Consider the following 19,861-nt stretch of genomic DNA (forward strand, 5'->3'; position numbering starts at 1 on the left):
TTGGATGAGGTCCTTAATTAGGTTTATTGTTTTATGGCGCGGTCAAAGAACTCTTCCAATGTTAGGTCATGTTCCTGAATATATGTTGCTACTTCCTTCCCGACATAACGCAGATGCCATGGTTCATACTGGTATCCTGTAATAACTTCTCCATCTTGTGGATAGCGTATAATGAAGCCATGCTCACTTGCATTCTCTTTTACCCATTTGCCTTCAGGGGTTTCGCCGAATTCTTCCGTCAGATCGAGAGCGGCAGATCTGCTGGAAATGTCCATCGCCAACCCTGTCTGGTGCTCACTATGCCCTGGTATGGCTGAAACCGCATTTGTCTTTTCTTCTCCCCACTTTTTAAGGTAAGTGTTGTAGATGCCATATTGCGTTTCATAGGAGCGGTAACCGGAGACTGCAAAGATCTCCACATTCTCCGCTTTTGCAGCAGCAAACAGTTCTTCCAAGGCATGCGCTGCTTCTTCCCGCAGATATTTCTTGTCAAAATCACCTTCAAATGAAAATGGTACATCCGGAATAGTCAGGTCCTTTGGAACATAGTCGGCTGGCAATGATTGATTTTTGTTTACCAAAACTAGAATATTATCCGTATTTTCAATTACCTTTTCTTCATTTAATACAGTAAAGAAAGGTTCTTCTAATATAAATTGGTTCTCATCCGTTTCAGGTGGTGCCTCCGTTTGCGGATTTTCTGCCGGTTTTTCCTCTTCTTCAACTGGTTCCTCTTCCTCAGGAACCTCTTCGACAACTTGTTCCGTTGCTTCTTCTTCCATGAAGTACTCCCAGAATTTCCAGTTTATATCATCAAGTTGATTGGAGCACCCAGTTAACAACAATAAAATTACCAGGACAGAGAAATGTTTCTTTTTCATACAATAATCACCTTTTTACTATTCTAATATAAGCATTATGTTTGGTTAGTTTCGAAAATAAAAAGTTCCACTCAGGGTGAAACATACTTAAACAGTGTACCATTAATCCTTGACTCCGTAAAAAGATTTTACTGCTACAATAGAAGATAAGAAAAAAGTCACTATCCTACATTATGCGGTCAATGAGCATCTTTGAACATTTTTATATATACGTTTCTCTGTCGGGGCCCATCAAATTCACAGAAGAAGATCCCCTGCCAAGTACCGAGGACAAGATGACCTTCATGGATGATTATCTGTTGCGAACTCCCAAGTGTCATTGCTTTTAAGTGAGCTGCTGTATTTCCCTCCATATGGCGGTATTTAGGATGTTCCCATGGATATACTTCATCAAGTCGCATCACGACATCTTTTACCACATCGGGATCCGCATTCTCATTGATGGTGATTCCGGCAGTAGTATGGGGACAATATACGATCACATGCCCCTCTTTAACACCTGTTTTTTGCACCAGACTTTCAACCTTTCCCGTAATATCTTGCCATTCATCCCGGCTGGAAGTTTGCAATTTAATCGTATGTAACATTAATAACATCCTTTCATTTTGGTAGATCACCTGTAATACATTATTACACGTAATCAAAAACTGCTAAACCAGTCTTACATCGAAAAAAGCCCTTGAGTTGTTATCCCAAGGGCTTTACAAGTATTATTTTTTAGTTACAGCTTCCAATGCCACTTCCATCATGTCGCTGAATGTGGATTGGCGCTCTTCTGAAGTTGTTTCTTCTCCAGTAAGAATGTGGTCACTAACCGTAAGAACAGATAGCGCATTACGACCGTATTTTGCTGCCAAAGTATAAAGGGCTGCAGATTCCATTTCGATTGCAAGGATTCCATATTTTGCCCATTTTTCAAGCTCGCCGTTATCATTGTAGAACATGTCGGCAGTGAAGACATTCCCGACTTTCAGGTTAAGCCCTTTCTCCACTCCCACGTCATAAGCCTTTTTTAGAAGGTCGAAGTTTGCAGTCGGAGCGTAATCCACGCCACCGAATGTCAAACGGTTCATCTGGGAATCAGTGGATGCACTCATAGCCAAGATGACGTCACGCACCTTCACATCCTTCTGGATAGCTCCGCAAGTTCCTACCCGAACCAGGTTTTGAACATTATATTCATTCATTAATTCATTAATGTAAATGGAAATGGAAGGTACACCCATGCCAGTACCCTGTACAGATATTCTCTCGCCCTTGTATGTACCTGTGAAACCAAGCATTCCTCTTACTTCATTGTAGCAGACCGCATCCTCAAGGAAAGTTTCTGCTATATATTTTGCACGTAACGGATCTCCAGGTAATAGAATCGTTTCCGCTATTTCACCTTGTTTTGCTCCAATATGTACACTCATTATGTTACCTCCTAATAGCTCTTGCCATTGTTACTTTACAACAATGACTACTATACCATATATTACCCATGTTTCAAAAGAATCTCTCCCTAAAAAAGCGCATTCTTTTACAGTTGCAGCAGAAAATAAAAGGGAAAGATATTCTCCTTTCAGGAAGGTGATCCAATTGAAAAAAAAGCTAAGACAAGCTGTTGAACATGCGAATGCAACGAACACAACGAAAAAGAAAACTGCTGAGCCACACACTTCCAGACGAGATAAGCAACAAAGCTAAAATGCACCCCTATCTAAAAAGGAGCTGGGATAAATGGGAAAGAAACACCGTAACAGAATTAATGGGCAGAAGAAGAACAACCATATCAGTCCTGAGGCAATTGAAGCGGAACACACAGCTCATAAAAAGGAACACTCACCGAAGGGCCGTAAAAACGGGCCAGGAAACCATATTTAAAACAAAAGGGGCAAAGTTTGATCTTTGCCCTTTCCTACCTTAACGCACAGCCACCCGATTTATTTTGTTCCACCCACCGAACTCCAAACGGTAGTAGGTTATTCCTAGAGTACCTTCATCAATCATGAGGACATCACCTGTTGCAATAAATCTTCCCTCGTAATCACGCGGTATGGAATCTGTTACATTGAATTTTTTATATACTTTATCCACTACATCCTGATGACTGGTTCCTTCCATGGTTAATCGGAAAATGGGATTGTACCCTTTAGATTCCCCGTAATTAGGTGTTTGCATAATGGTGACATCATATTCCCCTGTACCCATCTTCATCATTCTTTTAAGAGCCAACATCCTTTTCACCCCTCAACCATTTCTATATATAGAATTAGCAATCCACCTTGTCGAATCCTTCATCAGATTATAAAAAGTTTTGTCGAAAAAAATAATTATGTGTTTGAGAGCCTTTTGACACCTTTCAAATCATTAAATCCACTTCTTCCTCATAAGATAACCCGAGGTGGTGAAATTATGTTGTCCAACTGGTTTTCTGGTGCATCATCCAAGCCAAAAAATAAGCTGATGGTACAGGTATGGACCTCAGCAGATAAAGAGCAACTGACTAAAGAATGGACAACATCCACTTCCACCACATCACCAAACGCATTTGAGCAAGAACTAATCTTGGAAATCCGCAACAAAACATCAAACCTCAATCACAATAATGTAACAAGAACAAATGCTTACCTGGACTATTATCTAAAGCATCCAGAGGTCCATTGGAGCCTATTGGCTCACATGGTATCAAGAAACGGGGGATGGAATATGACAGACTTGAAGGCTAGTCATATATCCACACTACTTTCTTATGAGAAAACCTCCATCTTGTTTCGTTTTCTTGAGAAAGCCAATCATCTCATCTTCCAAGATGCATACCCTCAACTACTCCTATACGAAGAAAGCAAAAAGTTGGGAAGATCGCTATTTCATCTCCTCTCCGAATTTCATGTTTCACCTTTCATGAATCCTATATGGACACTTTTTTGGGATAACAACAAAAAAAAAGAGCTTCTTACCGTTTCATTGATCATAAATGAACAGAGTTTCATCGAATATAACCTTCTCCAAAATCCATTCTTTCAGCAAAAAGTTCTATCCAGTTTTACTTATCAATTACAGGAAAAGCTAGGTTTTACTCTAGTTCTCTTTCCTTATTTGAAAGGCTCAAACACCTTTTTAACAGGACTTAAAGTACAACAATTTTCCAACCTCGCGACACGCATTGAAATCGGCAAAGAACTTTATGTCCTTTTGTTTAAGAATCAGACGGTCCTGCAGGGATGCTTACGTTTCAGCAGGGAAAAAACCCATTCTGGCTCCAGGGCGGATTACTTCCCCTCTGTTTTTTCGTCTGAACCTACCACTGCCCGTAAAATATATAGTCCAACTATAGAAGCATCATGGGCGGATTACGATCACACTCCCATTACTCCTGTTGCATGGTTTAAAGACATTCAGGATGCGAGCAGTTTTTTTTATCTTCCATCTAGCATGGTTCCTGCAGATATGGAGAAAACACATTTATATAACGTAATGAAGCTTACGGGAATGTCTGAACTTCATGGGATTTTTTTTGAGTCGGAAAAATGAGATGGATGATCTCATTCTACGTTGAACGGTTGTGCTTGCCCGGGTAGTGAGTATGAATGTCCGAAGATTTCAGTGTCTTGTCCGAACGAAATTCTCGAGTGTCCAAACATCCCCTGTAGGACTGCAATATTTGTCCGAACCCTTTAACACGGCTCAAAAATGGCTTGTTTTCCTAATGATTTCCACCAACCGTACACAAAAAAAACACCATCACCATCATAAATTGATGTCCTAGTTAAAAAAGCTGTTCCCAAGGCATTACACTCGCCTAAGAAACAGCATTGCTTGTATTATTTTTTTCTGAAGTTTTTTAGGTTTCTATTCTATTTCTTCATCAATAATGCATTTTTCCAGTAGATAATCGAACATGATATCCGCCAACTCTTCAATCTCGCTTTCAGCTGGAACATACCCACGCCTTACCAGCTCATTGTAAAAGAACTCGGCAATTTCCTCTGTATCAATAACTACTTCGATTTCTTTCACAATATCACCCCTTTTTAAAGGTTTATGTACGTCTATATAGATATATGTCTTACTCTCTATATTAATCCATCCTAATGGACAAATGCTATCTTTGTTTTAAAAAAATTCAGAAAAAGACATATAAAACTCCTTCCTTGCATAAATTGGGACAAAAGGACAAGCATTCACTGGAAGGGAGAAATGATGATGAGAAACGTCTTGGCAAGCTTAGAAAGATTAGGAGAAGAGGAAGTATTGTTACCTCTCTTAGATAAAATGTCGGATAAACTGATCCTTGCTACCGCAATAATCGGTGGTCCGTTTTTCATCTATTTGCTCTTTCAATTCTCCATGCTACTTTTCTAATTGACTATGTTTTTTTCCATCCATGTATTTTTTTAAGTTTTTCATGACAAGATTCATAACTTCCTTGTACTCCTCATCACCAAAAATATCATGCAACACTTTGTAATCATTGTAGACATCCAAAAGACCATCAATTATTCGTTGATATTCTTTGTTATATTCCTCTTTTTTATAATGTTTGTTTGATCCCGTCATCGGATTATACAACTCCAAGCTTGTATTTTCTTTGTTGAACATATAGGACAATCCAAGTTTGTGGATAAGAATTTCGGCATGTTCATGGTGGATGACCATTGTCAATTCTTCCTCACCGGCTTCCAACCATTCTCCGTCTGACAATCTAGTCAGCTCGTATATGATGTCTTCCCATGAGTCCTCTTTATACCTCCATATCTCCGTGCGGAACCCAACAATTTTAAATAATTCTTTCCCATATCCGGCAACATGTACGATGTCACCGATGAAATAGAGATACTTGATATCAAGACGTTCGGTTACTAGAACTTTTCCCTCATATTCGGAAACAAAAGCCAATGTTTCTTCTTGATACAGCCCATCGCTTGAATTGACCTCATATACGTACGCACCATCAATTTGCTTCATGTCCGTCACTTTACCGACAGTTCCATAGATGGTGATGACAACAATATCGCCAATTTTATATTTCGGTTTATTTGGTTTCTTGTTCTTTCCCATATAATTTCTCCCCATTTATCACTGTGGCTTTGATAGTAATGTATTATATGCAGGAAGAGGTAAAATCGCCAAAGTGTAAGGATAAAAAGTATAAAACGAATAAGCTTTAGAAGAAGTCCTTATAAATACGAAAACGCACCCTATTAACGGGTGCGTCTCACGAAGGCCTTCATGCATCTTCCTCATATAATTCCCACGCTTTATCAAACGTCGACATACTTTCCAGATATTGTCCATTCATTTCCAAGTAGCTGCTTATCTCATGATAGTCCTCTGAGTTTTTAGGAAATGCATGGTCATCATAAGCATGGTTGGCAAATATACTGATATCATCTTTTTTCAAAGCGTGCCTGAATTTCATAATATAATGGTAAAACGACTTCCTCATAAATCATCCACACCCGTTTTTTTCTCTCATTCTACAACATAAGGAGAAGGTGGGACAACTTTTAGCTGGTGAAATCGAAGTAGTTTCTTTTTAGCAGTCTTTGTTTTCCCATCAACTGGGCATAGCTTAGCTCCGCTTCAAGTTCACTTGTGTTAATTAGAAATAACTGATCTTCTATTTGCTTTACAATCGTTTCCTCTTGATATTCCATTCCACAGTCATCGCAGGCAACAGAAGGTGTTTCTGTTATGGTGACGGCTTTCGTTCCATCAGGCAGTTCCCAATACACTGTACCGGATGATGATGTAGCTTGTGGACTTTCACACCAATTGCATTTCATCAAATATCCTCCTAACTCGTTTCACTCTTATTTTCTTCTCCTACAGTATATTTCTTTTGTTGAGCCTGGTATTTCTTTTCTTTTAATTCATCACGTTTGTCACGTTTATCTTTTAATGTGGTATGTTCAGGGTTTGTTTCGTAATCCTTGCGGCGATTCAAACGGTTCAACCCTTCTGGAACAAGATTGAATTGAGAATCATTCATGAGCGCAGCTATACCGATATTCGAACGCTTCTCTTCCATGTTGGAGTAGATTTTCCCAAAATATGCTTCCGCTTTACCAGGAACATAGTTCTCAGGCTCCGGATAAGTGGTGATGACTCCTTCGAAATTCCGTAATACAACTTTTTTGGCACTTTGAGAAATGATATAGTTCGGCTGAACGGCGATTTTCCCGCCACCTCCAGGTGCATCGACGACAAAGGTCGGAACGGCATAACCGCTTGTATGGCCGCGTAGCCCTTCAATAATCTCGAGTCCTTTAGAGATCGGGGCCCTGAAATGACCGATGCCCTCCGAAAGATCACATTGATAAATGTAATAAGGTCTCACACGTATTTTCACAAGGTCATGCATCAATTTCTTCATGATTGGCACACTGTCATTAATTCCAGCCAGAATGACAGCCTGATTACCGACAGGAACACCAGAATCGACGAGCATTTCACAAGCAAGTTTGGATTCTTCCGTAATTTCTATAGAGGTATTGAAATGTGTGTTCAGCCATACCGGGTGATATTTTTTTAAGATATTACATAAATTCTCGGTTATTCGTTGCGGAAACACAACTGGTGCTCGTGTTCCGATCCTAATAATTTCAAGATGTGGGATAGCGCGCAAATTCTTCAGGATATATTCAAGGATCTGGTCATTAATTAGAAGGCCGTCCCCCCCCGAAATTAGACAGTCACGGATTTGGTCGTTGGCAGCAATATAAGCAATGGCTGCATCAAGTTGCTTTTTCGGTACACCCATTCCGATCTGACCGGAAAACCTTCTTCGCGTACAGTACCTGCAATACATGGAACATTGATTCGTCACTAAGAAGAGTACTCTATCTGGATATCTGTGTGTCAGTCCTGGTACCGGAGAATCTTCATCCTCATGAAGGGGATCTTCCAAATCGTATTTCGTCTTATAAATCTCTTGGGATATTGGGACTGATTGCATTCTGATAGGACATTGGGGATCGTCCGGATTCATTAAGGATGCATAATATGGAGTTATATTTAAAGGAATGGTCTTGGTGGAGATTCTCACACCTTCCTCTTCCTCCGGTGTTAAATTGATCACTTTTTTTAAATCTTCAAGTGTACGAATGGTATTGGTCAACTGCCAAATCCAATCATTCCATTGTTCCTCGGTTACACCCTTCCACAATTCAATGTCCTTCCAGTGGCGCTCTGGTTTATATAAATCCATTTTCATCTCTATCTCCTCCCTTTCTTACACCATGCAATTACCGTGCCAACTATGCTGATGCCCATATACTACTTATATATGTAAAAGAGTAAGAACATGTTATTAAAGGGAGTGCTGAAAATTCAGCACTCCCTAGTTATTTCGTCTTTATTTACTTGCAGACATTCTTTCTTTCTCCATTTTAGACAATTTATATTGAAGTGTTTGTCTTGGTATGTCCAAGAGCTTGGCAGCCCTTAATACATTCCCTCCTGTATGGGAAAGTGCATCCTTAATTATTGTTTCTTCTGTTTCCTGTAAAATGTCTCTTAAAGCACCTGTGCTTTTCCGAGCTGGCACATTCATATTTTCTTTTTGTAATTTTGCAGGCAGATGTTTGGAGGAAAGTGGTTCTTGTTTCGCCCTTAATAGCAAATACTCTATCGTATTGATCAATTCCCGTACATTTCCCGGCCAATGATAGGATTGGAACATTCTCAATACCTCGTGATCCAAACTATTACTAATGCGGGGTTGAAGCTTTTCTTCTAGTATTATTTTAATATCCATAGTCCGCTCCCTTAATGGAGGTATATAGATTGGACAGGTGCTTAACCGATAATATAAATCTGCCCTGAATGTCCCGTTCTCCATACAAGATTCTGGTGACTCATTCATAGCAGTAATAATTCTGACATCGACTTGAATCGAACTCGTTCCCCCTACTCTTCTCACTGCACCCTCTTCGAGCACTCTTAACAATTTTGCTTGAAGTTCGAGAGGCATGGAATTCATTTCATCTAGAAACAAAGTCCCTCCGGAGGCCATTTCGAATAAGCCTTTTCTATCCGTTGCACCGGTGTAGCTCCCCTTTTCCGTCCCAAACAGAATACTTTCAAGCAACGTTGAGGGAATTGCCCCGCAATTCTGGGCAATGAATGGACCATGACTTCGTGGTGATTGGTGGTGGATTCCTTGCGCGACGATTTCTTTTCCTGTTCCCGTCTCCCCCCAGATGACTATTGGCAGGGTGGAGGAGGCAAATAATTTTGCATCATGAAGCATGTGTATACAGGCTGGATCATTCGTGATGAAATCTGTTAATTGATAAGTAACCTGGAATGTAGGCAACCTCTTGCGATCCCCTGTTTTGTGAATTTTAGCTTGCAAGTCCAGTAGTTTATTAGATAGGGTATTTAATTGGCCATAATTCTTGGCAATTTCCACAGCACCCAGTAATCTTGTTCCACTAAGAATAGGGATAGTTGTGTTCACCGTTTCAAGCATTTGACCTTTTTTATTTTCATAACGCTGGTTTTCATGAAAGATCGGTTTTTTTGTTTTAAGCACTTTTAAAAGCGTGCTGGTTTCCTCGGTCAAGGAAGGAAAAACATGCAATAGATGCTTTCCCAATACCTCTTCCACGGCCATCCCATCATAGCCAGCTGCCACTTTATTATAATAAATGGAGATGCCATCCTTATCCACTGCATGGATAGCTTCATCTATTCCATCTAGAATGGCCATGAGCATCTCTTTTGAAAGATTGTGGTTTTGCATCATAATCCCCGCCTAATTCCCGGCATGACGTGCCGAATTATCGGCAGTATTGATAGATAAATCCTTGTACCAAACATTCATATCTTCAATTTTATCAAAAATATAGCAATTGTTTTTCAATCTTCCTTTATAGGTATAATGGAGATTATGCAGGACAGCATTCATGCCGAACGAAAGTGCTCGTGCAATGGAATAGCTACAATATACCTGCCTTTTCACTAGCTCGTTTTCAAGATTCCGGATTATATGATTCATAAACCCTCCTTTGCGCATGGAAGGCAAGGTGGCACAATCCGTAATTTCGGCATTTTTATATTCGTTGTTTATTTCTGCTGAAGCTGCTGCAATGATTTTCCCCCCATCTTCAATGAGCATAAAAATGGTATCATCATTCATCTGTTTGATGATATATTCAGGATCTTCAATTGGAACAGGATAGATGGGAAATACACTTTGATAAAATTTTGATAGTAATGGTGCATCTTTCCTTTCAGCCATGCGCATTTTCAATCCTTGGTCCAGGCTTATTTGTTCTAGCTTCTCCTTATGCCAAACTCCATCTAGAATTTCGTCCTCTTCACACCATTTTCCGCTGTTGTATCGATCCAAATTTTTATATTTACACAAGAAATACCCGTCCCCACCCAAGAAATAGCCGGGAACTTTGGCCTCCAAAAGAAACCCTTTCTCCATAAGGGATTCGACCGACTCGATTCTTGCTTTCACGATGACCTTTTCCACGTGAGGTTGCTCGCCCAGCCTTGTGATGGTTTGGATGATTTCGTCCATACTGCCTCTAAAATCCTCTATTTTTAATCTCTTATTGTAGTAGTCTTGATAAGCAGATAAATAAAACGATTCATTACTCAATAGTACGACTTCTCCTGTTTTTATTGTCATAATATCCCCCCTCCTAATTAACTTCGCTACAAAATAGAAAAATCCCCCACTTTTTTCATTCTTTTTGTTTGTAGATCAGTCTGTGACAGACTCATCTGACAAAAAGCTTTTATTACGTATTCCAGAACGTTTGATATGATAATTTGAATTTATTTTCACTTCTGCTTCAGAAAATAAACTATCCCAATCATCTTCAACCTCTTTGAATTTCTGCGGTGAGGAACGATAATACACTTCCCCAAATCCAAAAATATCTGCTTGGTATTCCTCTTGCATCTTTTTTATGGTCCTTAAGATCTTTTCTTCTATATACTTATTTAAGGCATCTTCATGTTTATGATATGTTTCAATTTTCTCTAGGTTTTTATGGCATTGGGTACCCTGGATTTTGGCCTCACCGCTTACGGCAACGGTAATTGTCATATTTCCATGCTTCTCCTTTACTTTTACATCTGAATGCGAGTTGATTATTCGAACGTCCAAATACGAATCCGATTTCTCTTCGTCGTCCATATAGCATGGCACAGTAAGACTTGTCCTGTTGAGGCCTTGTGTCCAGAGATAATCACGAGCCTCTTCTGGTGATAAAAAACCTATTAACTTATCTTTCTTGAAGATAGAAAGCCCTGAAATGATGACAGTTGCATCCAGTTCCGTCTTGGAGTTCTGATCAATACTTTTACCTGCTTCCGGTTTTCCTTCAATCGATACAGCACTTGTAACGGGATGTCTCCCTTTTGATGTAAGGGAGGAAATGAAATCCGTCAAACGGACATAAGGGTCACCCCCCCATTCTTCCAGATAGACTTCAATTTGTTTATGTACCTTTATGGATGGTACCAGTTCAAGTGGATAGGTTGTTTTCACAATATCAGAGGCCTTGGACCCCCGGGTAATAAGAATGTTGAAATCATTTCGGAATTCCCCAGTCCTCTCCAGGAAGTCCAATATATCTCCCACCCCTTCTTTTGCTAAAATTTCATCGATGACGATGATCCTTGTGTGAGAATAAATCAACTTCCTAGAAAGCCCTATATTCATTTTTTCAGTTAATTCAGCCAGGGAATTCCCTTCTTCTTGAAAGGTGATGACAGGTGTTCCGCTACCTGGCTGTTCAGCAGATAGCTGAGGGGCGTTAATCGTCTCTACTGTAACAAGGAATTTATCTTTTTCGCCTTTTTCAATCGCGATACCCGTTACAATCGAGATTTCATTCAACTCCACTTTATCCCAGCAACCGGTCAATAGAAGTAGAACGGAAAATACACTTATCCATTTTCTCATGTAAAATTCCCCTTATCTTTTGATGGGCCACTATTGTTACCTGAATCTGTCGTTTTCTTTGTATGCTTGGGCTTTAGATAAGAAGGACGTGTGATATTTTCCCAAACAGGCATACGAATAAATACATCTTTTTGATCCTCCAGTAACAAAGGAGCTACAGGTGCTAAATATGGAACCCCATAAGAACGTAAACTTGTCAGGTGTATCACCATGATGACCACAAGAAGCAATACCCCATACAGCCCGATCAATGCTGCAACGACTATATAGACAAATCGTAATATCCTTGTAGCAATGGAGAAATTATAAATCGGAGATACAAAGCTTGCAATGGCAGTCAATGCCACAATAATAATCAACACACTTGATACCAATCCCGCCTCCACAGCCGCTTGTCCGATTACAAGCGCACCCACAATGGATACGGTTTGCCCGACAGCTCTTGGCATACGAACTCCTGCTTCTCGCAATACTTCAAATGTCAACTCCATTAGAAGGATCTCGATTACCGCAGGAAAAGGTACCCCTTCCCGTTGTGCTTGTACACTTATTAACAGGGATGTAGGAATCAACTCATGGTGGTACGTTGATATTGCTACATACAAGGACGGAAGCAGAAGGGCGAGCATAAAAGATATATACCTTATAATACGAATGAAGGATGCCATAAAAAATGGTTGATAGTAATCTTCGGTTGAAATGAAAAAATCCGTAAAAACGGTTGGAACACTCAAGGCGAAGGGACTACCATCGACAAATACCGCAACTTTTCCTTCAATAAGATTGGCTGCTATATTATCAGGTCTTTCTGTATTGTATGTAAGAGGAAAAGGAGTCAGGGATTTGTCAGTCAAAAACTCTTCAATATTCCCACTATCAAATAGCCCTACAACATTCACTTTTTCAATCCTGCTCTTCACTTCTTTTACAAGAGCTTCATTTGTAATATTTTTTATATAACCCACAACTACAGCTGTTTTCGTATCCTGTCCAATACGATATTGTTCAAAGCAAAGGTTGGGATTCCGGATCCTACGCCTGATTAAACTGATGTTCGTATTCAGCGTTTCGGTAAAACTGTCTTTGGGACCACGGATGATCGTTTGGGTACTCGGTTCCGATACCGTCCTTTTTTCGATGCTTCCTAGGTTGATGCACAACGCCTGTTCGATACCATCTATGATTATAACGGCATACCCATTCAAGAGTTTCCAGTAAATTTGATGGTAATTCTCTGCAAATTTATAGGGAACAGAAGCAAAATACTCTTTCCTAAACTCTTCAAGATCTCCCTTTTCTATAACTGAATCTGCACCTTCTGCAGAAATCAAAGGCTCAAAAATCTCTTCAGTCAGCCTATCTTTTGAAATTAATGTTTCGAAATAATATACGATTGCGTCCCGCTGCCCAACAATTAGGGTAGAGTAATGGAAATCGATAGAAAGGGAGAAAGCTTCTTGGATGATCTCATCATTTTCCTTCAAGGATTTATATAATGGTTTTGCAGTTTCTGTGTCTGAATATAACTCTTTTTCCGATGAGGTGATTTCCTGTTGTTGTCCAAAAAGATAATTCTTTATCCTCCCCATTCCATTCCCCCCCTTTTCCTACTTTTCTTCCTCGTACGGATAAGCACAATCACTAATAATAAAAACGGCAATGCGAACTGAAAGGGAATATGAATGAAAAGGGGTACAATTTTTAGTCCTTCTTCAAGATGCTCTGCAAAACTATCTGTAATGATAATGGAAGATAAACAGATAAGGGAGCCTATCGGAAACAAAAATGACCTATATTCCCTTTTAGAAATATGTTCTAATCCTTTTACAGCACCGAAGAAAAATATACCTATCTTCACCATAATCCCGAACATTACGACAAATACCACGGCGATGTCCACACGCTCGACAAAGTCCAAAAGGGAAATCTCCCTTGCTGCAGATAAAAGCGGGAAATTCGCTCTTCTCTTCATTTCCTGACCAAGCGTCATTACTTGAATAATGGCAGAATAGACCAAAACGAGTGTGCTTAGAACAATGCCTCCGATGGCAAAGCCTTTTACCTTCTTATACTTGGTCACCAACGGTAATACCGTCGCAAAAGCAATCAATTCCCCAAAAGGAAATGTCAATAAACCAGGAAATACCGCCTTCAAGACCGGCCGTATCCCCTCTTCTAGGAATGGACTTAAATTCTCTAAATGGATCTCTCCGGAAAGCAAAATGAAAAGTCCAACAAGAAAGGTAAAGGAAAAGACATATGGAAAAAATATTTCCGACGTCCTGGCCATAACCTCTATTCCGGAGTACAGCATATAAATAATGGTCAACATGATGGTAATGCTGATGATTTCTATCGGAGTATAGATAAAAATGGTAGACACGATCAATTCCCCAAAGTCTCTTAATACTCTAGAGGATAAATAGACGAAATACAGTATATAAAGGAGACTAACAGCTCCACCCAACCACTTTCCAAGGCAAAACTCAATAAGTCCGAAAAGGTTAATACCAGCTTTTCTCCCTAACATAAAATGCAGCACAAGGATGTACCCCACCCCGATCAGACCGGCAATCAAGATTGCTAACCAGACATTCTGCTTTGCTTCTCCGCCTATCCCCACCACCGTAGCACTGCCCATTTCAAAAATCAGCAGCAGGATAAAAAATTGCAATAGTGATATGGTTTCCTTATTTCCCATCGGCGTTTTTACCCCAACTTTTTTTATTTTTAAATCTCAAATCTTGGACTACCGCGACAATCATTCCGAATATAAAGGTGAGATATACCATCCATTCTCGAAGTCCTAGATCAAATACGAATAAACGCAAGAAACAATCCATCAAATTCATGTCATAATAATGACAGTCCAAAACAGTAATCAATATCATCATGCATAGAAAAATAACGGAAGTTAGTATCGTAACCATCATCTTGCCTCCGAACTTCATATACATAATAGTATTTTCTATTACGCCCAAGATATGTGAATGAATCCTAATTTAGGAAGGAGATAATGGAAAACTATTGCCAATTTAATAATGGCGTTAATAATAAGGCTACGTTAAACACCGCTGTTGATTTCCACACTAGGCTTCGCTTTTCTAGGGGCGTTTGGGGAGCCTTCTCGGCTTACGCCTGCGGGGTCTCCCCTCTAAAAGCTATCTCCCTCAGGAGTCTTCGCCTATTGCTCCAATCAACAGCTAGATTGCGGCAAAAATCTACAGTATGCTTTAACAGAGCCAAAAATAAAAAAAGACCCCTTTAAAGAGGTCAAATTTTCCCATTTCAATCAGTTTTTTCACACCAATTCATTAGTATCATCGCAAAGATTTCAGCAGCCTTCATCATCTGATCAATGGAGATATATTCATTCGGATAATGGGCAACCTCTGTTGTGCCAGGGCCGAATACGACAGTCGGGATATCGCAAAGTTGTGTGAATAATCCCCCGTCTGTTCCCCAAGGAGAAGCTTCGAGGATAGCAGGCTTCTCGACAACTTCTTTATATGCGTCCTCTATCATCTTCACAAAAGGATGCTCCACCTCAATAGCCCCTGGTACCCATTGAGCCCCAAACCATTCGAGTTCTACTGGATGACTGTCAAACCATGAATCAACTTCACTCAATGCTCGCAACCAATCAGCAAGCTCTTGTTTTACATCATCCAGCTTTTCCTCGGGGCCAACCCCTATTCTACCCTCTAAAACTACCAAGTCAGGTACAGAAGAAGGCCAGCTCCCCCCATCAATTTTCCCTATATTTATAGGAAGTGGAATGGGGATCCCATTATATAGAGGATCGCTGACTCTGTTGTTTCGAAGCATTTCCAGTTCCTTGATTTTTTCTAAAACACTAACACTTTTTTCAAGGGCACTTACCCCTTCATACCTGGTCCCACCATGAGCAGATTTTCCCTTCACTTTTACTCGGAACCACATGGAACCTTGTTGTTTAGGGAATATTTTCATATTGGTAGGTTCAGGAATTAAAACTGCATCTGCCGTGTACCCCCTAAGGATAGCAGCCAGAGTTCCGGCACCTCCGCTCTCCTCTTCAATGACGCTTTGGAAGATAACATCACCTTTAAGTTTCACCCCTGTGGACTTTAGGGCATTAATCGCTAGTAATAATGCCACATTTCCACCTTTCATATCGGAGCTTCCCCTTCCGTATACTTTGCCATCCTTTACTTTACCCTCATATGGATCATTTTCCCATTGTAGGATGTCACCTTCTGGGACTACATCTATATGTCCATTTAGGATGATGGACCGTCCACCTCCTGTTCCTTTCCAAATTGCCACCACATTTGGGGAATCTTGAAAATGATCGCGAACAGAGACGAAATTTTTATGAGTGCTCATTTCTTTCGCATCTGGCTCCCAGATATCAATTTCCAAACCAAGCTCTCTGCAAGCCTCAATTACCACTGCTTGAGCGGAACTTTCTTTTCCTTGTACACTTCTTTCTTGAACCAATTTTTGCAGCAGTTTTACCGCGCTACCCCTGTTTTTTTCCAGCCAAGCCTTCCATTCTATCTGTTTCATCTCACCCACCCCTCCTTAACAATCACATATGCTCTTCTTTTTATAAGTGTTTAATATGGTTTATGAAAGTTTAGGTGATAATGTAAACGTAGCATTGGTGTTTGCTTTTACTTCCTTCAACGTTACCCCAGGCATTAACTCCAATAATACCAAGCCCTCCTCTCCCACTTCAAAGACAGCCAAATCGGTTATGATCATATCGACACATCTAGGAGTCGTAATAGGTAAGCTGCAGGATTTTACCACTTTGGCGTGGCCGTTTTTATCGATGTGACTCATCAGAACGATAACCTTTTTGGCTTTTTGGGAAAGCTCCATGGCCCCCCCCATACCAGGTACCCTTTTACCTGGTACAATCCAATTTGCAAGATCCCCTTTTTCGCTGACTTGGAGAGAGCCCAATATGGTGATATCCAACTTTCCCCTGCGAATCATTCCAAAAGCTATCGCGCTATCAAAATAGGATGCACCTGCTTGAGTGGTAACTGGATAACCGGCTGCATTACATAGATTTTCATCTTCTTCACCTGTTAATGGGGTGGATCCCATGCCCAATACGCCGTTCTCCGCTTGGAAAAATACATGGACCCCCTCTACCAAGTGGTTGGGAACCAGTGACGGTATCCCGATTCCCAAATTCACTACCATGCCATTTTTTATTTCACGGGAGGCTCTCTTGGCTATCAGGTTCCGTATGTCTTTTCCCATACCCATGACCAGTTCACCCCTTCACTTTGAATCATATAATCCACATACACACCCGGTGTGATGACCTCTTCTGGATCCAAATGGCCAAGTGGTACAAATTCCTCCACTTCTACAATTGTTTTTGTACCTGCCATGGCCACAAGTGGATTGGTATTCCTCGCACTTTTGTCAAATACAAGATTTCCATATGGATCAGCCCTTTTGGCATATACAATCGACAAATCTGCGGTGAGAGCGGGCTCGAGGATGTACTCTCTTCCTGCTAAAGAAAGGATTTGCTTGTTTTTGGTTACAATTGGGCTTGTAATTCCAACATCTACAAGTATCCCCCCCAATCCTACTCCTCCCGCTCTGATTCTTTCCGCTAACGTTCCCTGTGGGCTGAACTCCACCTCAAGCTTTTTATCTGTCATCAATTGACCAGCAACTGGATTGGAACCAATATGAGAAGCTATCAATCTTTTTACCTTCCCAGTACAGACAACCTTCCCAATTCCAATTGTAGGGAAACCGGCGTCATTTCCGATGAGGGTCAGATCCTTGACTCCTGTTTCAAGGAGAATATCCACCAATTTGGGAGGGGTCCCCACTCCACCAAACCCACCGAACATCAAGGTCATCCCATCATAAAAATGGGTTGTTAGGTGTTCTGTGTTCACGATTTTATTGAACGTATTATCTACATTTCCCATCCTTTGTCACCCCTCATAATAATCCCTGAAGATCCTTAAGTGTACGTTCTAGGATGGAAATCAGTTCATCTACTTCTTCTTTACTAATCGAAAGCGGCGGTGCGATGATCACTGCATCCCCACCGACACCTTCAATGCCCGCAGAGGCTGGGTAGATCAACAGACCATTCTTTTGAGCAAGCTCGACAAGCCTGGTTGTAACAGCCTTTTCTTGAGCAAATGGATATTTGGTTGATTTATCCTCCACCATTTCCAGCCCAAGCAGTAGACCTTTGCCCCTGACATCCCCGATGAATGTAAATGTTGATTTTAATCGCATTAGTTTATCCCTCAGATATTTGCCAATGTGGTTGCTATTTTTTACAAGGTCCTGTTTTTCAATATATTCCAAAACGGCAAGTGCCACAGCTGAAGACTGAGGATTGGCACTATAGGTGTGTCCACTCATGATAACCTTAGATCCTTTTAGGATGCTCCCAACGATACTGTCACTTACCAAGGTTGCTGCAATCGGGGAATAACCTGCACTCATTCCCTTTCCAACGCAAATGATGTCAGGGGTCACGTCCCAATGCTCCATAGCAAACATCTTTCCTGTTCTACCCATCCCTGTCATTACCTCGTCCGCAATAAAAAGAATGTCATATTTTTTACAGATTTCTGCTATTCTCTGGTAATATCCTTCAGGAGGTGAGATAGCTCCAGCAGCTGCCCCAATGATCGGCTCTGCCACAAATGCAGCCACTTCTTCTGCACCTATTTCTAAGATTGCCCGTTCCAGATCTTCCGCACATTTTAGGCCACAACCAGGGTATTCGAGATTAAAGGGGCATCGATAACAGTATGGAGGTTCCACCACAGGAGATTTTTCGAGTAATGCCTCAAATCTCTTTCTACGGTCTGCGTGTCCTGATAAGGATAACGCCCCTAACGTAATGCCGTGATAACTTTTCCACCTTGATATAACCTGGTTTTTGTCAGGTCTACCAACTTCCTGCCAATACTGGATGGATATTTTCATGGCTGTTTCCACAGCTTCCGTTCCACTGTTTACAAAAAAAGACCAGTTGATATCCCCTGGAGCAATCTTCATTAATTTGGTGGCCAATTTCTCTGCTGGCACACTGCTGAATTGGGATCGATAAACAAATGACACTTTACTCGCCTGATCAGCCATCGCATCGATGACTGCTTGTACATGATGACCGATACTTGCCGTTACAGCACCTGAAGAGCCATCCAAGTATTTCTTTCCATTGACATCATAAAGATACACACCATTTCCATGACTAATAACCGGGTAATTTTTATCTAGTAGTGGTTTAATAAGATAGGATTGATCCATAAACGATTACTCCTTTCCACCTGCGTACTGTAACCGTTTACTAGCAATAGGGAACCTCCCTTTTCATGCGGCTTATACGATCCGGCAGTTAAAAAGCTAGCTTACTACCATTCTATGTTCAATAGAACGAAATCTTTCGTAATAATTATGTTGCCGACAAAGATGCCAAAGAAAAACCGGGCAAATACCGACCGGTTCTTTTAAAGGTAAAAAAACACTTGCTTCTGTGTTTGGTTAAAATTCGCTGTTGCCTTCCGCAAATGGCTATGCTTAAAACAGGGCGGCCTTAAGTCTTCCTCGACATCTGCGAGTCTAAAAATTGTCGCTTTTCCTCCCATTAGGAAGCTCCATCAAATGCTCCAATCCACAGGTGGAAACGGATGAAAAGAGTGATGAAAACCTTCTTGACTGATTTTCTATGGCAGAAAGGTCTTCAACCAGCCTAAAAATGCTAAGCGACTTTATGGGAAATCCAGTGAATTTTATACTTATTACTTAAAAAAGCATCACCCCTTTAACATGGGTGATGCTCCTTACATACTTTCTTTATTTGCAGTAGCAAGCTCCTACAATGATTAACAAAATGAAGAGAACAACAATCAATACGAATGTATTTCCATAGCCATGTGCTGGCGCAACTTGAGCTGGGTAGTCGCATGGTCCGCAAGTGTAGTAACAGTAATCGTGCATGGTCATCACTCCTGTTTTTTATTTACACTTCTAAACTATGAACTAGGTGGCTGTCCTGTATGTGCGTTAGCCCATT

Annotated in this window: 23 protein-coding genes; 3 read left to right on the plus strand and 20 right to left on the minus strand. The window is 40.7% G+C overall.

Translation table 11 applies throughout. The annotated features are described in order from the left end of the window. Positions 1–23: 23 nt before the first annotated feature. The 3 genes from MKY77_RS13255 to deoD form a co-directional block, all read right to left on the minus strand. Positions 24–881, minus strand: coding sequence for a M15 family metallopeptidase (locus MKY77_RS13255; RefSeq protein ID WP_339146353.1), 858 nt, complete (start codon positions 879–881; stop codon positions 24–26). Positions 882–1,060: 179 nt separating this feature from the next. Beyond that, entirely contained in the window at positions 1,061–1,468 is a 408-nt protein-coding gene (locus MKY77_RS13260; RefSeq protein WP_339146354.1) for a secondary thiamine-phosphate synthase enzyme YjbQ, read from the minus strand. A gap of 123 nt (positions 1,469–1,591) precedes the next feature. Then, entirely contained in the window at positions 1,592–2,296 is a 705-nt protein-coding gene (deoD, locus tag MKY77_RS13265) for a purine-nucleoside phosphorylase (protein ID WP_339146355.1), read from the minus strand. A gap of 307 nt (positions 2,297–2,603) precedes the next feature. Between deoD and MKY77_RS13270 the strand changes: the two genes are divergently transcribed. After that, positions 2,604–2,747 carry a hypothetical protein gene (locus MKY77_RS13270; RefSeq protein ID WP_207556242.1) on the plus strand — a complete coding sequence of 48 codons (144 nt, stop codon included), beginning with the start codon at positions 2,604–2,606 and terminating at the stop codon, positions 2,745–2,747. A 39-nt stretch (positions 2,748–2,786) separates the two neighbouring features. Here the strand turns inward: MKY77_RS13270 and MKY77_RS13275 are convergent, their stop codons facing one another. Further along, a complete protein-coding gene (locus MKY77_RS13275) occupies positions 2,787–3,101 on the minus strand; it encodes a hypothetical protein (RefSeq protein WP_339146356.1) in 315 nt (104 codons plus the stop codon). A gap of 177 nt (positions 3,102–3,278) precedes the next feature. Between MKY77_RS13275 and MKY77_RS13280 the strand changes: the two genes are divergently transcribed. Next, positions 3,279–4,397: a DUF2515 family protein gene (locus MKY77_RS13280; RefSeq protein ID WP_339146357.1), complete on the plus strand. Its 1,119-nt coding sequence runs from the start codon at positions 3,279–3,281 to the stop codon at positions 4,395–4,397. 318 nt (positions 4,398–4,715) lie between these two features. On the opposite strand, the gene MKY77_RS13285 is transcribed toward MKY77_RS13280, so the two are convergent. Beyond that, positions 4,716–4,883, minus strand: a complete 168-nt coding sequence (locus tag MKY77_RS13285) for a YozD family protein (protein WP_010193926.1) — start codon at positions 4,881–4,883, stop codon at positions 4,716–4,718. Between the two features lie 180 nt (positions 4,884–5,063). Here MKY77_RS13285 and MKY77_RS13290 point away from each other — a divergent pair, with 180 nt between their 5' ends. Then, positions 5,064–5,228 (plus strand): hypothetical protein, encoded by a 165-nt coding sequence (locus MKY77_RS13290; RefSeq protein ID WP_339146358.1) that lies wholly within the window; start codon positions 5,064–5,066, stop codon positions 5,226–5,228. Here the strand turns inward: MKY77_RS13290 and MKY77_RS13295 are convergent. The 15 genes from MKY77_RS13295 to MKY77_RS13365 form a co-directional block, all read right to left on the minus strand. Next, a complete protein-coding gene (locus tag MKY77_RS13295) occupies positions 5,217–5,924 on the minus strand; it encodes a hypothetical protein (RefSeq protein ID WP_237662474.1) in 708 nt (235 codons plus the stop codon). The two genes, MKY77_RS13290 and MKY77_RS13295, sit on opposite strands and share 12 nt — an antisense overlap. Before the next feature lie 169 nt (positions 5,925–6,093). Then, positions 6,094–6,312 (minus strand): YozE family protein, encoded by a 219-nt coding sequence (locus MKY77_RS13300; protein WP_237662475.1) that lies wholly within the window; start codon positions 6,310–6,312, stop codon positions 6,094–6,096. 61 nt (positions 6,313–6,373) lie between these two features. Continuing rightward, positions 6,374–6,652, minus strand: a complete 279-nt coding sequence (locus tag MKY77_RS13305; protein WP_339146359.1) for a YokU family protein — start codon at positions 6,650–6,652, stop codon at positions 6,374–6,376. An 11-nt stretch (positions 6,653–6,663) separates the two neighbouring features. Continuing rightward, positions 6,664–8,082 (minus strand): lysine 2,3-aminomutase, encoded by a 1,419-nt coding sequence (ablA, locus tag MKY77_RS13310; protein ID WP_339146360.1) that lies wholly within the window; start codon positions 8,080–8,082, stop codon positions 6,664–6,666. Positions 8,083–8,223: 141 nt separating this feature from the next. Then, positions 8,224–9,615: a sigma 54-interacting transcriptional regulator gene (locus MKY77_RS13315; protein WP_339149817.1), complete on the minus strand. Its 1,392-nt coding sequence runs from the start codon at positions 9,613–9,615 to the stop codon at positions 8,224–8,226. Positions 9,616–9,627: 12 nt separating this feature from the next. Beyond that, positions 9,628–10,515 carry a putative beta-lysine N-acetyltransferase gene (gene ablB / locus MKY77_RS13320; RefSeq protein WP_339146361.1) on the minus strand — a complete coding sequence of 296 codons (888 nt, stop codon included), beginning with the start codon at positions 10,513–10,515 and terminating at the stop codon, positions 9,628–9,630. Between the two features lie 75 nt (positions 10,516–10,590). After that, the gene (locus MKY77_RS13325; RefSeq protein WP_339146362.1) at positions 10,591–11,799 is read right to left on the minus strand and encodes a Ger(x)C family spore germination protein; all 1,209 of its coding nucleotides are present in this window, start codon (positions 11,797–11,799) and stop codon (positions 10,591–10,593) included. After that, positions 11,796–13,388, minus strand: a complete 1,593-nt coding sequence (locus tag MKY77_RS13330) for a spore germination protein (protein ID WP_339146363.1) — start codon at positions 13,386–13,388, stop codon at positions 11,796–11,798. Before MKY77_RS13330 ends, MKY77_RS13325 begins: the two co-directional genes overlap by 4 nt. Continuing rightward, positions 13,376–14,500 carry an endospore germination permease gene (locus MKY77_RS13335; RefSeq protein ID WP_339146364.1) on the minus strand — a complete coding sequence of 375 codons (1,125 nt, stop codon included), beginning with the start codon at positions 14,498–14,500 and terminating at the stop codon, positions 13,376–13,378. The genes MKY77_RS13330 and MKY77_RS13335 overlap by 13 nt, the downstream gene beginning before the upstream one ends. Next, positions 14,490–14,732 carry a hypothetical protein gene (locus tag MKY77_RS13340; RefSeq protein ID WP_339146365.1) on the minus strand — a complete coding sequence of 81 codons (243 nt, stop codon included), beginning with the start codon at positions 14,730–14,732 and terminating at the stop codon, positions 14,490–14,492. Before MKY77_RS13340 ends, MKY77_RS13335 begins: the two co-directional genes overlap by 11 nt. A 355-nt stretch (positions 14,733–15,087) precedes the next feature. Then, a complete protein-coding gene (locus MKY77_RS13345) occupies positions 15,088–16,350 on the minus strand; it encodes a peptidase (RefSeq protein ID WP_339146366.1) in 1,263 nt (420 codons plus the stop codon). 60 nt (positions 16,351–16,410) lie between these two features. Next, positions 16,411–17,064 carry a 3-oxoacid CoA-transferase subunit B gene (locus MKY77_RS13350; RefSeq protein WP_339146367.1) on the minus strand — a complete coding sequence of 218 codons (654 nt, stop codon included), beginning with the start codon at positions 17,062–17,064 and terminating at the stop codon, positions 16,411–16,413. Next, positions 17,034–17,750, minus strand: coding sequence for a CoA transferase subunit A (locus tag MKY77_RS13355; RefSeq protein WP_339146368.1), 717 nt, complete (start codon positions 17,748–17,750; stop codon positions 17,034–17,036). Before MKY77_RS13355 ends, MKY77_RS13350 begins: the two co-directional genes overlap by 31 nt. A 13-nt stretch (positions 17,751–17,763) precedes the next feature. Beyond that, complete coding sequence (locus MKY77_RS13360) at positions 17,764–19,095, minus strand: aspartate aminotransferase family protein (protein WP_339146369.1); 1,332 nt, start codon at positions 19,093–19,095, stop codon at positions 17,764–17,766. Positions 19,096–19,641: 546 nt separating this feature from the next. Beyond that, the gene (locus MKY77_RS13365; protein ID WP_339146370.1) at positions 19,642–19,785 is read right to left on the minus strand and encodes a YjcZ family sporulation protein; all 144 of its coding nucleotides are present in this window, start codon (positions 19,783–19,785) and stop codon (positions 19,642–19,644) included. Positions 19,786–19,861 lie beyond the last annotated feature (76 nt).

The organism is Sutcliffiella sp. FSL R7-0096 (assembly GCF_038595065.1).
Classification (GTDB): Bacteria; Bacillota; Bacilli; order Bacillales; family Bacillaceae_I; genus Sutcliffiella_A.

Excerpts from the sequence above, each read along its gene's own strand:
- MKY77_RS13255 (WP_339146353.1), bottom strand. The coding sequence starts at position 881 with ATGAAAAAGAAACATTTCTCTGTCCTGGTAATTTTATTGTTGTTAACT.
- MKY77_RS13260 (WP_339146354.1), bottom strand. The coding sequence starts at position 1,468 with ATGTTACATACGATTAAATTGCAAACTTCCAGCCGGGATGAATGGCAA.
- deoD (WP_339146355.1), bottom strand. The coding sequence starts at position 2,296 with ATGAGTGTACATATTGGAGCAAAACAAGGTGAAATAGCGGAAACGATT.
- MKY77_RS13270 (WP_207556242.1), top strand. The coding sequence starts at position 2,604 with ATGGGAAAGAAACACCGTAACAGAATTAATGGGCAGAAGAAGAACAAC.
- MKY77_RS13275 (WP_339146356.1), bottom strand. The coding sequence starts at position 3,101 with ATGTTGGCTCTTAAAAGAATGATGAAGATGGGTACAGGGGAATATGAT.
- MKY77_RS13280 (WP_339146357.1), top strand. The coding sequence starts at position 3,279 with ATGTTGTCCAACTGGTTTTCTGGTGCATCATCCAAGCCAAAAAATAAG.
- MKY77_RS13290 (WP_339146358.1), top strand. The coding sequence starts at position 5,064 with ATGATGATGAGAAACGTCTTGGCAAGCTTAGAAAGATTAGGAGAAGAG.
- MKY77_RS13295 (WP_237662474.1), bottom strand. The coding sequence starts at position 5,924 with ATGGGAAAGAACAAGAAACCAAATAAACCGAAATATAAAATTGGCGAT.
- MKY77_RS13300 (WP_237662475.1), bottom strand. The coding sequence starts at position 6,312 with ATGAGGAAGTCGTTTTACCATTATATTATGAAATTCAGGCACGCTTTG.
- MKY77_RS13305 (WP_339146359.1), bottom strand. The coding sequence starts at position 6,652 with ATGAAATGCAATTGGTGTGAAAGTCCACAAGCTACATCATCATCCGGT.
- ablA (WP_339146360.1), bottom strand. The coding sequence starts at position 8,082 with ATGAAAATGGATTTATATAAACCAGAGCGCCACTGGAAGGACATTGAA.
- MKY77_RS13315 (WP_339149817.1), bottom strand. The coding sequence starts at position 9,615 with ATGCAAAACCACAATCTTTCAAAAGAGATGCTCATGGCCATTCTAGAT.
- ablB (WP_339146361.1), bottom strand. The coding sequence starts at position 10,515 with ATGACAATAAAAACAGGAGAAGTCGTACTATTGAGTAATGAATCGTTT.
- MKY77_RS13325 (WP_339146362.1), bottom strand. The coding sequence starts at position 11,799 with ATGAGAAAATGGATAAGTGTATTTTCCGTTCTACTTCTATTGACCGGT.
- MKY77_RS13330 (WP_339146363.1), bottom strand. The coding sequence starts at position 13,388 with ATGGGGAGGATAAAGAATTATCTTTTTGGACAACAACAGGAAATCACC.
- MKY77_RS13335 (WP_339146364.1), bottom strand. The coding sequence starts at position 14,500 with ATGGGAAATAAGGAAACCATATCACTATTGCAATTTTTTATCCTGCTG.
- MKY77_RS13340 (WP_339146365.1), bottom strand. The coding sequence starts at position 14,732 with ATGATGGTTACGATACTAACTTCCGTTATTTTTCTATGCATGATGATA.
- MKY77_RS13345 (WP_339146366.1), bottom strand. The coding sequence starts at position 16,350 with ATGAAACAGATAGAATGGAAGGCTTGGCTGGAAAAAAACAGGGGTAGC.
- MKY77_RS13350 (WP_339146367.1), bottom strand. The coding sequence starts at position 17,064 with ATGGGTATGGGAAAAGACATACGGAACCTGATAGCCAAGAGAGCCTCC.
- MKY77_RS13355 (WP_339146368.1), bottom strand. The coding sequence starts at position 17,750 with ATGGGAAATGTAGATAATACGTTCAATAAAATCGTGAACACAGAACAC.
- MKY77_RS13360 (WP_339146369.1), bottom strand. The coding sequence starts at position 19,095 with ATGGATCAATCCTATCTTATTAAACCACTACTAGATAAAAATTACCCG.
- MKY77_RS13365 (WP_339146370.1), bottom strand. The coding sequence starts at position 19,785 with ATGCACGATTACTGTTACTACACTTGCGGACCATGCGACTACCCAGCT.